Annotated in this window: 12 protein-coding genes; all 12 read right to left on the bottom strand. The window is 45.5% G+C overall.

Annotated elements, in window-relative coordinates; genetic code table 11:
• Positions 1-27 precede the first annotated feature (27 nt).
• The 12 genes from rny to ACKPCD_RS08085 all read right to left on the bottom strand — a co-directional run bounded on the left by rny (position 28) and on the right by ACKPCD_RS08085 (position 14,378).
• On the bottom strand, positions 28-1,587 hold the full coding sequence (gene rny / locus ACKPCD_RS08140; RefSeq protein ID WP_068560578.1) for a ribonuclease Y: 1,560 nt from the start codon (positions 1,585-1,587) through the stop codon (positions 28-30).
• Positions 1,588-1,823: 236 nt separating this feature from the next.
• Complete coding sequence (gene recA, locus ACKPCD_RS08135) at positions 1,824-2,894, bottom strand: recombinase RecA (RefSeq protein ID WP_068560577.1); 1,071 nt, start codon at positions 2,892-2,894, stop codon at positions 1,824-1,826.
• Positions 2,895-2,999: 105 nt separating this feature from the next.
• Positions 3,000-4,256, bottom strand: coding sequence for a competence/damage-inducible protein A (locus tag ACKPCD_RS08130; RefSeq protein ID WP_321432908.1), 1,257 nt, complete (start codon positions 4,254-4,256; stop codon positions 3,000-3,002).
• 154 nt (positions 4,257-4,410) lie between these two features.
• Complete coding sequence (gene pgsA, locus ACKPCD_RS08125; RefSeq protein ID WP_068560573.1) at positions 4,411-4,989, bottom strand: CDP-diacylglycerol--glycerol-3-phosphate 3-phosphatidyltransferase; 579 nt, start codon at positions 4,987-4,989, stop codon at positions 4,411-4,413.
• Between the two features lie 29 nt (positions 4,990-5,018).
• Positions 5,019-5,894: a helix-turn-helix domain-containing protein gene (locus ACKPCD_RS08120; protein ID WP_288924558.1), complete on the bottom strand. Its 876-nt coding sequence runs from the start codon at positions 5,892-5,894 to the stop codon at positions 5,019-5,021.
• A gap of 86 nt (positions 5,895-5,980) precedes the next feature.
• Positions 5,981-6,706, bottom strand: coding sequence for an elongation factor P 5-aminopentanone reductase (ymfI, locus tag ACKPCD_RS08115; RefSeq protein WP_068560568.1), 726 nt, complete (start codon positions 6,704-6,706; stop codon positions 5,981-5,983).
• Positions 6,703-8,004: an EF-P 5-aminopentanol modification-associated protein YfmH gene (yfmH, locus tag ACKPCD_RS08110; protein WP_321432907.1), complete on the bottom strand. Its 1,302-nt coding sequence runs from the start codon at positions 8,002-8,004 to the stop codon at positions 6,703-6,705. Before yfmH ends, ymfI begins: the two co-directional genes overlap by 4 nt.
• Positions 7,997-9,265 carry an EF-P 5-aminopentanol modification-associated protein YfmF gene (yfmF, locus tag ACKPCD_RS08105; protein WP_086990592.1) on the bottom strand — a complete coding sequence of 423 codons (1,269 nt, stop codon included), beginning with the start codon at positions 9,263-9,265 and terminating at the stop codon, positions 7,997-7,999. The genes yfmH and yfmF overlap by 8 nt, the downstream gene beginning before the upstream one ends.
• Positions 9,266-9,420: 155 nt before the next feature.
• Complete coding sequence (locus tag ACKPCD_RS08100) at positions 9,421-10,380, bottom strand: ABC transporter permease (RefSeq protein ID WP_321432906.1); 960 nt, start codon at positions 10,378-10,380, stop codon at positions 9,421-9,423.
• A 1-nt stretch (position 10,381) separates the two neighbouring features.
• The gene (locus ACKPCD_RS08095; protein WP_086990596.1) at positions 10,382-11,455 is read right to left on the bottom strand and encodes an ABC transporter permease; all 1,074 of its coding nucleotides are present in this window, start codon (positions 11,453-11,455) and stop codon (positions 10,382-10,384) included.
• Positions 11,448-13,022, bottom strand: coding sequence for an ABC transporter ATP-binding protein (locus ACKPCD_RS08090; RefSeq protein ID WP_321432905.1), 1,575 nt, complete (start codon positions 13,020-13,022; stop codon positions 11,448-11,450). The genes ACKPCD_RS08095 and ACKPCD_RS08090 overlap by 8 nt, the downstream gene beginning before the upstream one ends.
• Positions 13,023-13,289: 267 nt before the next feature.
• Positions 13,290-14,378 carry a BMP family lipoprotein gene (locus tag ACKPCD_RS08085; protein ID WP_068560835.1) on the bottom strand — a complete coding sequence of 363 codons (1,089 nt, stop codon included), beginning with the start codon at positions 14,376-14,378 and terminating at the stop codon, positions 13,290-13,292.
• Positions 14,379-14,432: the final 54 nt, after the last annotated feature.

Here is a 14,432-nt window from a genome sequence, read left to right as displayed (position 1 = left end):
CAAAAAGCTGTCCCGTTTGGTTTTTCATTATTTGGCATATTCAATTACTCTTGTTTCGCGTATAACCGTAACCTTGATGTGTCCCGGATAATCTAGTTCTTCTTCGATTTTCTTTCTAATCTCACGAGCTACACGTATAGCTTGAGAATCGTCAAGTTGGTCTGGTTTGACCATCACGCGGATTTCTCTGCCCGCTTGGATAGCAAAACTGCTGGCAACGCCTTCGAAACTGTTTGCAATTCCTTCCAGTTTCTCCAAACGGCGGATGTAGTTTTCCAGAGATTCACTTCTTGCGCCCGGACGAGCAGCAGATAAAGCATCAGCAGATGCAACCAATACTGATATGATTGAGTTCGCTTCAACATCGCCATGATGGGAGGCAATTGCATTGATCACAACCGGATTTTCTTTGTATTTCTGAGCGATTTCTGAGCCGATTTCAACGTGTGAACCCTCTATTTCATGATCGAGAGCTTTTCCGATATCATGCAATAACCCTGCACGTTTGGCCAAATTGATGTCTTCGCCTAGTTCTCCAGCCATTACACCGCAAAGTTTTGCGACTTCGATGCTGTGATTCAGGACATTTTGCCCATAACTAGTGCGGAAATGCAGCCGACCCAAAATTTTAATCAGATCAGGATGCAAAGAATGGATACCAACTTCAAAAGTTGCTTGTTCGCCGATTTCTCTTATGCGCTCATCCATATCCTTACGGGCTTTCTCAACTGCTTCCTCAATTCTTGCAGGATGGATACGTCCATCTTGGATTAATTTCTCCAAAGCCATTTTCGCAATTTCTCTTCGGATAGGATCAAATCCGCTCAATACGACCGCTTCGGGCGTATCGTCGATGATCAGGTCAATACCTGTCAAGGTCTCCAAAGTCCGAATGTTTCTTCCTTCGCGGCCAATGATCCGGCCCTTCATATCATCGTTAGGCAAAGTAACTACTGAAACCGTTGCTTCCGAAACCAAATCGGCCGCACTTCGCTGAATTGCCTGCAGGATAATGTTTTTCGCATTACGATCTGCTTCATCTTTCGCTTTTTGGTCAGATTCTCTGATCATGACCGCAATTTCATGCGACAGTTGATTTTCTGTTTCGTCCATGATGATGTGTCTTGCTTCCTCACGGGACAATGTAGCGATTCTTTCCAGTTCATGCTGTTGCTCTTCCACCAATGCTTGAATGCGATTTTCCTCAGAAACTAAAGCGTTTAGTCTTTTGACAAGATTATCCTCTTTTGACTCGATAGATTGCTCACGTTTCGATAAACTGGCATCTTTTCTATCCAAATTTTCTTCTCTTTGGATCAATCGATTTTCTTGTTTTTGAACCTCACCGCGTCTTTCACGCAATTCATCTTCTATTTCAGAGCGGTATTTGTGGTTCTCATCCTTCGCCTCTAACATAGCTTCTTTTTTCGTTGTTTCTGCTTCTTTACGAGCGTCTTCAAGAATTTGGGAAGCGGTATTTTTGGCACCAGCTATTTCTTTTTCGTGATTCGATTTTCGATATAAATATCCGACAACGACACCAACAATTAAAGCTATGATAGCGAAGGCTAAAGTCCATATATCCATAGTTTCACCTCCGTATCTATTTAATTTTGTTGTCAAAAAAATGAATAAAAATTGATTTTACAATGTGCAGAATGAAGCGATACACATAAATTCATTCTAAACGTAGAATACTGACATGTCAACGATAAAACGGTAACATCAACAAAATACATGTTTTTCTGTTCCAATGTTGTCCTTTTTCGTCTAAAAAAAGAAAGAGGCCTGGATTTTTATCCCGGCCTCTTTGAAAACATCGTTTACTCGTCCAATAGATCGATCGATTCAATCATTTCGTCTTTTTCTTCTGCAATTATCTCTACAGCCTTTTTGTCACCTATGCCATATTCATCCCGAACAAGTTTCTCGATTTCAGCCCGCATTTCTGGATGCTCCAGCAGGAATTTTTTGGCATTTTCGCGACCCTGCCCGATGCGTTCCCCTTTATAGGCATACCAAGCGCCACTCTTGTTGACGATATCTTTCTCTGAAGCCATATCGATGATTTCGCCGACTTGAGAAATGCCTTCGCCGTACATGATGTCCACCTCAGCAGTTCTGAATGGCGGCGCAACTTTATTTTTGACTACCTTGATTTTTGTGCGGTTACCCATGATCTCTGTTCCGCTCTTGATCTGTTCCGCTCTTCTGACTTCCAGTCGGATAGTAGCATAAAATTTAAGCGCTCTACCACCGGGAGTCGTTTCCGGATTACCGAACATGATACCGATTTTCTCGCGGACCTGATTGATGAAGATGGCAATCGTTTTTGTTTTGTTGATCGATCCGGACAGTTTCCGTAAAGCCTGGGACATCAGACGTGCTTGCAGACCCATATGGGAGTCTCCCATTTCGCCTTCAATTTCAGCACGCGGAACCAATGCGGCAACCGAATCGATGACCACAATGTCGACAGCACCTGATGAAACCAATGCATCAGCGATTTCCAGACCTTGTTCACCTGTGTCCGGTTGGGAAAGCAGCAATTCGTCAATATCCACACCCAAAGCTGCAGCATATTTTGGATCCAAAGCGTGCTCAGCATCAATAAATGCAGCAACGCCGCCCTTTTTTTGTACCTCAGCAATCGCGTGGAGGGCGACTGTTGTCTTACCTGATGATTCAGGACCGTACACTTCGATGATACGGCCTCTAGGATAACCGCCTACTCCCAACGCAACATCAAGTGCCAATGAGCCACTTGGTACAGTGGAAATTTTTGTGTCCACTTTTTCCCCAAGTTTCATGACAGAACCTTTCCCAAAGTTTCTTTCTATCTTTTTCAGAGCCTCATCCAAGGCTTTTTGTCTATTATCATTTAAATTAGCCATCAATTGTTTCCTCCAAGCTTTCATTTGCATGCATTAACACCACAACGTAATACTATCCTTTTCTGTGTAAAAAAGCAAGAATAAAGTGAACAGATGTTCGTTTTTTTATCTTTCTAAATCAGAATCCATCAAATGCCGCCTGATCATATCAAACCCCTGCAGGACGGTTTGCTCCCTGTTCCCGAGACGATCGCGGGAAAATCGAAAACCTTGGACGGCGGTCGGTCCATTTTTTTTGCTTAAGGCAATCCACACCGTCCCGGCCGGCTTATTCTCCATTTGATCAGGTCCGGCTACGCCTGTGAACGAAATGGCCAGATCGGTGTCAAACAATTCGCGCGCGCATTCCGCCATCGCAACCGCGCACTCCGGGCTCACCATTCCATAAGTTTCTATGACATGCTCCGGAACGCCAAGAACCCGTTGTTTCGCCTCAGCTTGATAAGATACGATGCCTCCCGCGAAGACCTCGCTTATGCCAGGAACTTTGACAAGTTCCGATTGAAAAAGCCCTCCGGTCAAACTTTCTGCTGCACTGAGGGAGCGTTTGCTCTCCAAAAGTTTCTTTCCTACCACTTCAGCCAAGCTTGATTCGTCGCCGTCACCGTAATGGTGTTCACCGACGATCGCCAATATTTCCGCTTTTGTTTCATCCACTAACTTTTCGCATACCGCCTCTGTTGCGGCATTTGCGGTGATTCTCAAGGTCACTTCGTATTTCCCGGCATAGGGTGCTATCGTAGGATTGGTCTGATTGCGGATCATTTCATCCAATAGCGTTGTCAAGGTAGATTCACCGATTCCAAAAAAGCGGAGGGTCTTCGATAAGATGACTTGCTGATCTTCATATTTATCGGACAGGAATGGCGTCACGGATTGCCGGAACATTTGCTCAAGTTCTCTTGGCGGGCCCGGCAACAGCAGGTAACCCTTCTCATTTTTTTCAATATAGGTACCGAGCGCCTGTCCGATTGGGTTTGGGAAGACTATACCGTCCCTGAATACCAATGCTTGACGCTCATTGTTCTGCGTCATGCTTCTTCCAGAGCGTTCAAACCATTGCCGGATATGCATCAATCCAGTTCTATCCATGACAAGCTCTTCCCCAAGATGGTCCGCCACCGTCTGTTTAGTCAAGTCGTCTTGAGTGGGGCCGAGTCCTCCTGTGAAGATCAACAAGTCGCTTCGCGATTCAGCAATTTTGATCACTTCTTTTATTTTCCCCGGATTATCTCCGACAACTGTCTGGAAATACGAGTCGATGCCCAAACCGGTCAATTGCTTGGCGATGAATGCCGCATCCGAATTCACTATTTGCCCCATCAACAATTCCGTTCCGACTGAAATGATTTCTGCATTCATATCTGATCCCTCACATCCATAGTATTCGCTTAAATACAACAAAAAATTCAATTGCATAAAAAAGATAAAGAAAAAGAAGGGCACAAAAGAATTACGTTTCCTTTTGTTCGGATCGCAACCTGATGCAACCCCGCCCTTCTTAATTTAATAAAAACTACATGGAGCCGACAAAAACATGCTTATTCTTGATGAAATAATCCACCCCTGAGTAGATGGTGAAAACTAAGCAAAGATACAGCATGATATCCGCAACCGGGATACCGATTGCCTGAAATGGGAAATTATCCAAGAACAGCAAAATGATGGCTACCATTTGCGTCGCTGTTTTGATTTTTCCCGGCCAGGCTGCTGCCATGACTTCGCCTTCCTTCACAAGCAAGAGACGCAAGCCTGTAACCGCCAATTCCCGACTGATGATGATGCTGACGACCCATGAAGGAGCCAATCCTTGTCCAACAAGCACAATCATGGCAGTGGCGACAAGCATCTTGTCCGCCAATGGATCAGCAAATTTCCCGAAGTTGGTGACCAACCCATCCCTTCTGGCGATGTAACCATCCAACCAATCCGTAAAACTGGCGATGGCAAAAATGATTGCCCCTATCAGTTGATTTACGGCAATCTGTGATTGGGCAACCGCAAGCGTACCCCAATCGAATGGAAACAAGGTGATGATCATGAACAGCGGAATCATCAAAATCCGCAACGCTGTCAATTTATTAGGTAAATTCAACTTCTGCAACTCCTTTAATGTACCCTGACTTATTCCACACTTTTGACGGTAAAGGATAAGGTTTGGGTCTGAATCTCTTGATAATCGGCTGGCATCGCAACAACTGCGCCATCCAGTTCGATGATTGTTGCCGGCATCACGCCGACGACCACTTCTATCTCGCTTGTGTTCAACGGGAGTGCAACCGTCAACGGATTTTCACTGTCCACGATGCCCGAAGGCTCTTGTACAATCCCATTTACGCTTACGCTGATCCAAGAACTGCCTCCTGCCACCGCCGAGATTTTCAACTCTGAGGGCAGCGACAAGCTGGTGATGTCATATTCCGCATAACCATCGGCGGACGATACCAGGGTCACCTGCGCTGTTTGTTCTGCGACAACGGCACTGTCTGTCTGCTCTGTGTTGCTTGAAACCGTTTCTTGCGATGCCAAGGTTGTCTGACTGATATTGGATGCCACTTCGGTCTGAATCTGCTCACCGTCATCGCTCAAGGTAGCCTTCCAGATCACTAGAACGATGGCGATTACGGCAACAGCCAACAATAATGTCGGCAACTGGCTCTGGACGGAGCCTCCATAATTAAAATTCGTCTTTTTTGAGGCTCGTTTAGTCTCGGAACGAGTGGGAGAAAATGAGCCGGAATCCTCCACTTGAACACCGCCATGTATTTCCGGAATCACACTTGCATGGTCCCCCAACAAGCGATCGCCATCCAATCCAACGGTGTCCGCATATTGCTTGATGAAGGCCCGCACATAGAAATTACCCGGCATAATCTCGTAATCGCCTTCTTCAATCGCAATCAGATACCGCTTCTGTATTTTAGTCATTTGCTGTAGATCATCCAATGTGTACCCTTTGGAAAGTCTAGCACTTTTTAGGATTTCACCAATTTGAACCATTTCTTCACCTGCCTTCACTTGCAAATCCCCGAGTTACCCTGGATATTATACCATAAAATTCCTTCACTAGGAGTTCCAATACTTTATTACCTGAGCCATCCACCCGATACATAAATGGCCTGTCCAGTCATGTAGCGACTATCATCCTTCAGAAGTTGGGATACCCAGAAACTGATTTCATCCGGTCTTCCCATCCTCCCCAAAGGGATTTCCTCAAGCAGAGCCTCTTTTTCATCTTTTTGCAGATGCGTGTTCATTTGCGTATCGATTGCTCCCGGACAGATGGCATTGACTGTTACTCCCATTGAGGCGACTTCTTTGCTGTATGCTTTGACGAATGCAATCTGCGCCCCTTTGACGGTACTGTAGAGCACTTCCAGACCGCTGCCGACTTCTCCATAGATTGAGCTGATGAAGACAATGCGGCCGTTACCGGAACGATTGATTTTTTCGTACAGCGTCTGGATGATCAGGATAGGCATCTTGACATGCATTTCCCACAAGTCATCCATTTGCATGGAAGTCATATCCTGAAGCAAGCCATATTCGGTCCGGCCATGTGCAAAAACAATCGCTTGGAGCGAAAATATATGGTCAGCAAGCTTTGTTACTTCAGCTTCATCGGTCAAATCCAGGCAAATCGGATAAAATTCCTGCCCAGGATAGGCAGTTTGAAGTTCAGACAGCAGCAGATTGATCTTTTCTTGATTAGAATGATAATGCAGGTACAAAGACCACCCCGAACCTGCGAGGTCCCTTGCGATGGAGGTTCCGATGTCACCGGAGGCTCCGGTCACCAAAGCAGCCTTCATCGCTGCGTCGCTCCCTTCTGAACGATCACGTAAGTGCTCATGCTCTGCTCTTTTAAATACCCTTGAGCGAATCTACGGATATCCTCCAGACTGGTTTCTTCGATCAATGGAACGACTTCAAAAAGTTCGGCTCCAGAAAAAAGCAAGGTGCTGTAGTGATTCGCGATATATTCCAAAGAATTGAAGGCCTGTAGCTGTTCTCCGATCATGCTCTTCTTCAGCAAATCAAACTTCTCATTCGTCAGGTTATCATCCGTTTCCCATTCCAAAAGAATCCGCTTCAGCTTTTCTTCCAGCAGCTTCGGTTGTTCCGTGTCGGATTCGACAGCCATAAAATGGAAAGAGCGATCTAAGTTGAAGGAGTAGCCAAAGCTGTCATCGATCAAACCGCTGTCGTAGAGCTCAATAAAATGCGAGGAACTCCGGCCGAAAAGCAATTCCAACAACAGTGAACCATAGATTTTGTATTTTTCGGCTTGGTTACCGGTAACATCTGCATCCAAGCCTTTCACCCCAAGCATCACTTTCGGACGTTGCACATCCATTTCGATTTCTTTGTACGCAATGATGTCCTGGACCGAGGCCGGCGGCAAAGTGCGCTGGATCGGTTTGGCCGGAAGAAACGTCTTGCCAGCTTGGTTTTGTTTGATCGTATCCATCATTTCTTCGGGAGAGAAATTACCGATCATCAATATGTTCATATTGGATGGATGGTAGAACGTGTCATAACAGATTTGGAGCAATTCCGGCGTAATTGCTTGGATGCTGTCCACCGTTCCGGCTATATCGACGGAAAGCGGATGTTCGGGATACATATTACGGAGCAGACCGTAAAAAAGTTGCCATCCCGGATTATCCTCATACATGCGGATTTCCTGGGCGATGATCCCTTTTTCCTTTTCAGTGCCTTCTGCCGTGAAATGCGGGTCTTGCACGAAATCAAGCAGGCTGTTCGTATTTTCTGTGATATTATCCGTGGCCGAAAAGAGATAACTTGTCCGCGTGAATGAAGTGAAAGCATTCGCTGAAGCGCCATACTTAGCGAAGTCTTCAAAAGCATCATGTACTTCACCTTCGAACAGTTTATGCTCAAGGAAATGTGCGATACCGTCCGGAATTTTGATTTCCTTATCTCCGTTTATCGGTATAAACTGATTATCGATCGAGCCAAAATCGGTTGTGAAGATACCATAAGTTTTTGAATATTTATTTTTTGGAATCAGAACCACCTGTAATCCATTATCCAAAACTTCCGTATAGACTGTTTCGTTAAGAGCCTCGTAGTGTACTTTATTCATTTTCAGCCTCGCCTTTCAAGAAAAATATCGCTTGCAAAGTCATTTTATCCGCAACAGCAACGATCTGTTCCTTCGTCACCGCATTCAAACCGGCAATCCATTGCTCCTGCGAAAGCGGGTTTTCGATGATGAGGATATCCTGGTACTGTTTCGCCAAGCTTCTGCCCTGATAATCATCATTTTGTTTGTAGTGGTTGATCAGCATGCTTTTCGTTTGGGCGATCAATGCATCCGAGAAATCGCCCGCTTGCATATCCTTCAATTGTGCCAAAACAATTTCTTCAACTTGCTCTCGTTTATCGAACTCAATACCGGTACCGACAGTCATGATTCCACGCAGAAAATCCAAGCCGCTTGAAGCCGAGTAAGCTAAACTTTCTTTTTCCCGGACATTCTGGAACAGTTTGGAATGCGGAAATCCCCCAAATAAGCCATCAAAAACCAGACCGGCAAAATAATGATCATTCATGTAATAAACAGGTGAAGAGAAGCCGAAAAACAGCTTGCCCTGATTGATATCCTGGGCTTCGCTCGAAATGACGGGTTCCGTGTTCTTTTCGCGGAAACAGAACACCTCTTTTTCGATCTCTTTTCTGTCGGAAAAATTCTGTCCAGCCAGTATATTCAATACCCGTTCCGGCGCGACGTCTCCAGAAACAAGGATATCCAGTTGATTCGATCCAATCATCTCTTCGTAGCATTCAAACAGACTGGCCGCAGTGATATCCTCAAGGAAACTGGCATCACCGATACCTTGATAGGCTTGATCCGTCCCTGCGAACAGCTCTTGGTTCAAGCGCATACGCGCATAAGCTGACTTGTCTTCGATCAGCGACTCGAAATAATTATTCAGGTTTTCCTTTTCCCTCAGAAAAGTCTTCTCATGGAACTTACCATCCTTGGCATTGGGTCCATAGATGATTTCCTCCAGAAAAGCGAACGCCTCTTCCAAAAGTGTATCGTCGCCCCCGATGAATTTGTCATTGACGACGGACAGGCTCATCGTCACGACATGCTGCTTGCCGAAGCGCTGTGATTGTGTATGCAGCGTCGCCCCATAAAGGCTGGCCATTTTCAAATCCATCTCATTTTGACTTGGATACTGTTTACTGTTCGTTTCCAGCATATTCTTCACCAAAGAACGTTCTGTCGCAGTCTTACCACTGAAGATCGTCCTGAATTTGTATTGGATCAATACGGTTTTGTATTTGTCGGAAGGCTCGATGTAGACCGTAACGCCTTGCTTTAATTTATATTCCATCCATTTCACGTCCTGTAAGCTATTTTATTTGTCGATAGGGAAAACTATACTCTAATTCAGACTTTTTTTCAATTAAGCTAGCCTTGATCAACTCCCCAGATTGGCGCAAAAAGAAAAGGCTGGCTCGATGAGCCAACCCTTCTCACTTTCAGAGATTACTTTGATTTGATGTAAGTCGTACCATTAGCGGCCGGGCCTCTTGATTTGCCGATAAAACCTACAAGCACAATGATCGTGATGACGTAAGGTGCAATCTGGAGATAGACGGAAGGGATATTCTGGATGACCGGAATATAACTGCCGATGACTCCCAAACTCTGGGCAAAACCAAAGAAAATCGCTGCGCCCATCACTCCGATAGGATTCCATTTACCGAAAATCATGGCTGCCATAGCAATGAATCCTTGACCGGCAATTGTGGATCCGGAAAAGTTCAAGCTGATCGACTGGGAGACAATGGCGCCGCCCACGCCACCCAAAAAGCCGGAAATCAACACGCCGGCGTACCGCATCACGTAGACATTGATTCCCAATGTATCTGCCGCTTGTGGGTGTTCACCGACTGAACGCAGACGCAAACCGAAAGTCGTCTTGAAGATGATGAAGTAACAGACAAGCGCTGTTGCGATTGCTGCATACGCTGGAGCTGATGTGTTCGTGAAAAATATCTGCCCGATGATCGGGATATCCTTCAAAACAGGAAAACTTGTCTTTCCGAAATTTTGGACGATGAAGGCTGTTTGTCCTTTTCCTTCATAAAGAACCTTAGTCAAAAACACCGCCAAAGCAGGGGCAAGCATATTGATGACGGTTCCGGAAACGATATGGTTCGCTCTTAAGTTGATGGTGGCAACTGCATGGATGATTGAAAAGAAGATGCCGACTGCCCCAGCCACCAGCAACGCAATCCAAGGGGTCATTTTGCCAAGATTGTCGGCATAGTTCAGATTAAAGACGATGGCCGAAAATGCCCCCATTACCATCGTGCCTTCCAAACCCACGTTGACGATACCACTCCGTTCTGAGAAAGTTCCGCCAAGGCCGGTGAAAATTAAAGGCGCTGAGTAGATCAAGGCCGAAGATACGATAATAGATAGAACCGCTAGCAAATCCATCTCACGCCACCTCCTTTTTATTGACTTTGGGCAGTTTGTTGACCAATAGTCGGATGATATAGCTCGCGCCGACGAAGAAGATGATCGATGCTATCACAATATCGACAATCTCTACCGGCACTCCGGACATTAGCGGCATGCTGGTTCCGCCAATTTTCAAGGTACTGAACAGAAGTGCAGCAAAAAGGATTCCAATCGGGCTACCGATTCCCAATAAGGCTACTGCCATGCCATCGAATCCGACGGCCGGCATTGCTCCTTGAACAAACATGTTCTGGAAATTTCCCAACCCTTCCATTGCTCCTCCTAAACCGGCCAATCCGCCGCTGATTAGCATGGCCAAAATGATGTTCTTTTTGGCATTCATCCCTGCGTAATCAGCCGCATCAGGATTCAATCCGACTGAACGGAATTCAAAACCATATGTTGTTTTCTTCATCAACACCCATACCACCGCAATCATGATGAGAGCAATGAAGATACCGGCATGCAGTGTCGAATTGCGGGTCAGTTCCGACAAGAACGGTACTCTCAGACTGGCATTTTCTGTGATTCTGGCTGTAGAGTCACCGGAATCCGTCAAAACATTCCTCACGATGTGGTTATTGATGTATAAAGCCGTATGATTGAGCATGATGGTGACTATTACTTCACTAGTGTTGAAATAGGCACGTAAGACTCCGGCAATGCCCGCCCATATAGCTCCAGCTGCAACGCCAGCTAAAATACACAACGGCAACAAGATCATTTTAGGCAAATCAGGCAATATTTGGGCGACGCTGACGGATGCCAACCAGCCAAACAAAGTTTGACCTGCCACACCGATGTTGAAGAACCCGGCTGTGTTGGCAACAGCAAAACCTAATGCGACCAGAATCAAAGGAGTAGCTTCACGCAGTAATTCTCCTATGTAAAACGGCGATCCGAATGCACCCTTCAGCATGGCTGAATAGCCTGCGATGGCATCGTAACCGAAAGACCACATGACGATTGCCCCGATTACCAGACCTAATATGACTGAAAGTAAAGGTACGATAATCCCTTGGATGCGAGTGGCTCCTTGTTGATTATTCATGAAGACTTCCCTCCTCGTCCTTGTTTTTTTCTAAATCTTCCCGTGCTTTTTCCAAAGAAGAGCCGGCCATCAATAGCCCGAGTTCTTGTTCGGAAGTTTCCTCCGGCTTGACGTAGGCCACAATTTCACCTTCAAACATCACGGCGATGATATCGGAGAGATTCAAGATTTCATCCAATTCGAAGCTCATCAGTAGGATTGCCTTATCTTTATCCCGCTGCTCGATCAAACGTTTATGGATAAATTCGATTGCGCCCACATCCAATCCCCGGGTCGGTTGGGCTGCGATCAGTAACGAAGGATTCCGATCGACTTCCCTGGCGATGATCGCCTTTTGTTGGTTCCCGCCGGATAATGAGCTTGCCGTAGATTTTTCACTTTGGGTCCGCACATCAAACTCTTTGATCAGTTCAATGGCATGGTTTTCGATTGCTTTATCGTTGAGAAAGCTGTTTTTGCTGTAAGGCTCCTGATAATAAGTCTGCAAGGCGATGTTCTCATCCAGACGCATCGGGAGAATCAGGCCGAACTTTTGTCGGTCCTCAGGAATATGCCCCAGCCCGGCCTCGGTGATTTTACGTGGAGCCAAGTTCGTGATAGGTTCGCCATTCAGCTTGACGGTTCCACTCTCAGCTTTTCTAAGGCCTGTGATGGCTTGGATCAATTCGCTCTGACCGTTCCCATCGATTCCGGCGATTCCAACGATTTCACCGGCCCGTACTGTAAGGTTCAAATTGCGTACTGCTTCCAGACCACGGCTCTCTTTAACCGTCAATCCTTCAATTTCCAAAACAGCTTGTTTCGGCTGCGAAGGCTTTTTGACTGTGCGGAAGAGAACGGAACGCCCTACCATCATATCCGCCAACTCTTGTTGGGAAGTCTGTTTCACATCGACAGTACCAATGCTCTTGCCTTTGCGGATAACCGTGCAACGATCGGCAACGGCTTTGATTTCATCCAGTTTATGCGTGATCAGGATGATTGACTTACCTTCTTTCGTCAATTCCCTCATAATCGACATCAATTCATCGATTTCTTGGGGTGTCAACACGGCTGTTGGTTCATCAAAAATGAGGACATCCGCCCCACGGTACAAAGTTTTCAGAATTTCGACCCTTTGTTGCATCCCGACAGTAGTATCTTCGACTTTTGCGGACGGATTGACTGCCAAGCGGTACCTGTTGGACAGATCTTCTATCACGCCAGCAGCTGCCTTTTTATTTAAAACGCCGAGTCGACTCGGTTCGCTGCCTAGAATAATGTTCTCCGTAACCGTGAAGTCCTTGACCAACATAAAATGTTGATGCACCATTCCGATACCTAATTTATCGGCAACACCAGGGGAACTGATTTTGACTTCTTGCCCTTTGACTTTGATCGCTCCACTTGTCGGCTCCAAAAGGCCAGAGAGAATATTCATCAAGGTTGACTTGCCCGCGCCATTTTCACCTAACAAAGCGTGAATTTCACCTTTTTTCAAACTGAGAAATATATCATCATTTGCTTTATAATTGCCAAAAGCTTTTGTTACGCCAATCATCTCAATGACATAATTTTCTTCTGCCATGCTGATTCCACCCCTTACTAATATTGAATGCATGCATTCCTTCATACAGCAGTGAGACACCCTTATAAAAGATAATGCCTTAAAACACCCTTTCACGACTATTATAAGGTATTTCCAAAATCCTATCCACTTTTGTTTATCACGAAAGATAAACATTTGTTTCCTTTGAGGAACGCTCTTTAATAAGCGGTCTATGACCGAAAAAAGAGAAGCAACTCAATATCCTTAACCGGAATCAAGTTGCTTCTTTAAAGATTTTAAAAGTGATTAGTTTTCTGGAGCTTCCGGAACAGTAAGTGTTCCATCCAGAATTTGTGATTTAGCATCTTCGACTGCAGTCAAAGCTTCTTCACCCAATTGGCCATCAGTGAGGTCAACGCCTTCTTCAGCCAAACCGAAATTCAATACTTCTCCTGCAGGGAATTCATCATTCATCGTTAATGTAGCGATATCCTTAGCTGCAGTGCCTACACCCTTCAACGTTGAAGTCAAAGTAAGGTTTCTTTCAGTGCCGTCATCAAGAGTCAACAAACCTTCTTCTGTTTGGTCACGGTCAACACCGATTACCCAAATTTCTTTTGAAGGATCAGCTTTTACAATGTCTTTAGCTTCTGAGAACACGCCATTTCCGGAATCTCCGGCAGCTTGATAAATGACATCGATTCCGCTCGCGTACATTGCCGCAGCTTTTGATTTCCCGCCTGCAGCATCGCCGAACGAGCCGACATATTCAACTTTCACATCTATTTCAGGATTTACGGACTTGGCACCCGCTACGAATCCAGCTTCAAAGCGATCGATTACTGCGCTCTCTTGTCCGCCGATAAAGCCTAATTGATTGGTTTTGGTTGTCTTTGCAGCGGCAACACCCGCCAAGAAAGCAGCTTCATTGTCTTTAAATGATATAGATACTGTGTTTTCGCCTTCAATGACATCATCGATGATGGCGAACAAAGTATCAGGATTCTGGGTTGCCACATCCTGCATCGCTGATTTCAACTTATAACCGATACCAAACACAAGATCAAAATTACTGTTCACGGCAGTGTTCAAGTTCGTCACAAATTCCGAATCGGCATTTGATTGGATATAATCGTATCCATCAATCCCTTTTTCTTTGCTGTTCTCTTCGCCCCAGGCAACAAGGCCTTCCCATGCACTTTGGTTGAATGATTTGTCATCCACACCGCCGATGTCGGTAACCATTGCGACAGTGAAGTTATCTTCCGCTCCCCCTGCGGTGCTGGAACTTGTTGCACTGCTGTCAGCCGTGTCGCCGTTTCCGCCACAAGCTGCCAGGATTGTGCTGACACCTAAACCCAATGCCAATAAACTAACATATTTTTGTTTCTTCACCATGACCCCTCCAATAAACTTCAAATTTTTGAACTTGTAAGTACAAGCTTCTTA

It is taken from the genome of Trichococcus flocculiformis (assembly GCF_963662535.1).
Classification (GTDB): Bacteria; Bacillota; Bacilli; order Lactobacillales; family Aerococcaceae; genus Trichococcus; species Trichococcus flocculiformis.
The sequence above is the reverse complement of the archived record's forward strand: the minus strand, read 5'-3'. Positions and strand labels throughout refer to the sequence as shown.

Bases quoted from the DNA above. Each gene is read 5' to 3' on its own strand.
- ACKPCD_RS08095 (WP_086990596.1), bottom strand. From the start codon at position 11,455: ATGAATAATCAACAAGGAGCCACTCGCATCCAAGGGATTATCGTACCT.
- recA (WP_068560577.1), bottom strand. From the start codon at position 2,894: ATGGCTAATTTAAATGATAATAGACAAAAAGCCTTGGATGAGGCTCTG.
- yfmF (WP_086990592.1), bottom strand. From the start codon at position 9,265: ATGGAATATAAATTAAAGCAAGGCGTTACGGTCTACATCGAGCCTTCC.
- ACKPCD_RS08130 (WP_321432908.1), bottom strand. From the start codon at position 4,256: ATGAATGCAGAAATCATTTCAGTCGGAACGGAATTGTTGATGGGGCAA.
- ACKPCD_RS08090 (WP_321432905.1), bottom strand. From the start codon at position 13,022: ATGGCAGAAGAAAATTATGTCATTGAGATGATTGGCGTAACAAAAGCT.
- ymfI (WP_068560568.1), bottom strand. From the start codon at position 6,706: ATGAAGGCTGCTTTGGTGACCGGAGCCTCCGGTGACATCGGAACCTCC.
- ACKPCD_RS08100 (WP_321432906.1), bottom strand. From the start codon at position 10,380: ATGGATTTGCTAGCGGTTCTATCTATTATCGTATCTTCGGCCTTGATC.
- rny (WP_068560578.1), bottom strand. From the start codon at position 1,587: ATGGATATATGGACTTTAGCCTTCGCTATCATAGCTTTAATTGTTGGT.
- ACKPCD_RS08120 (WP_288924558.1), bottom strand. From the start codon at position 5,894: ATGGTTCAAATTGGTGAAATCCTAAAAAGTGCTAGACTTTCCAAAGGG.
- yfmH (WP_321432907.1), bottom strand. From the start codon at position 8,004: ATGAATAAAGTACACTACGAGGCTCTTAACGAAACAGTCTATACGGAA.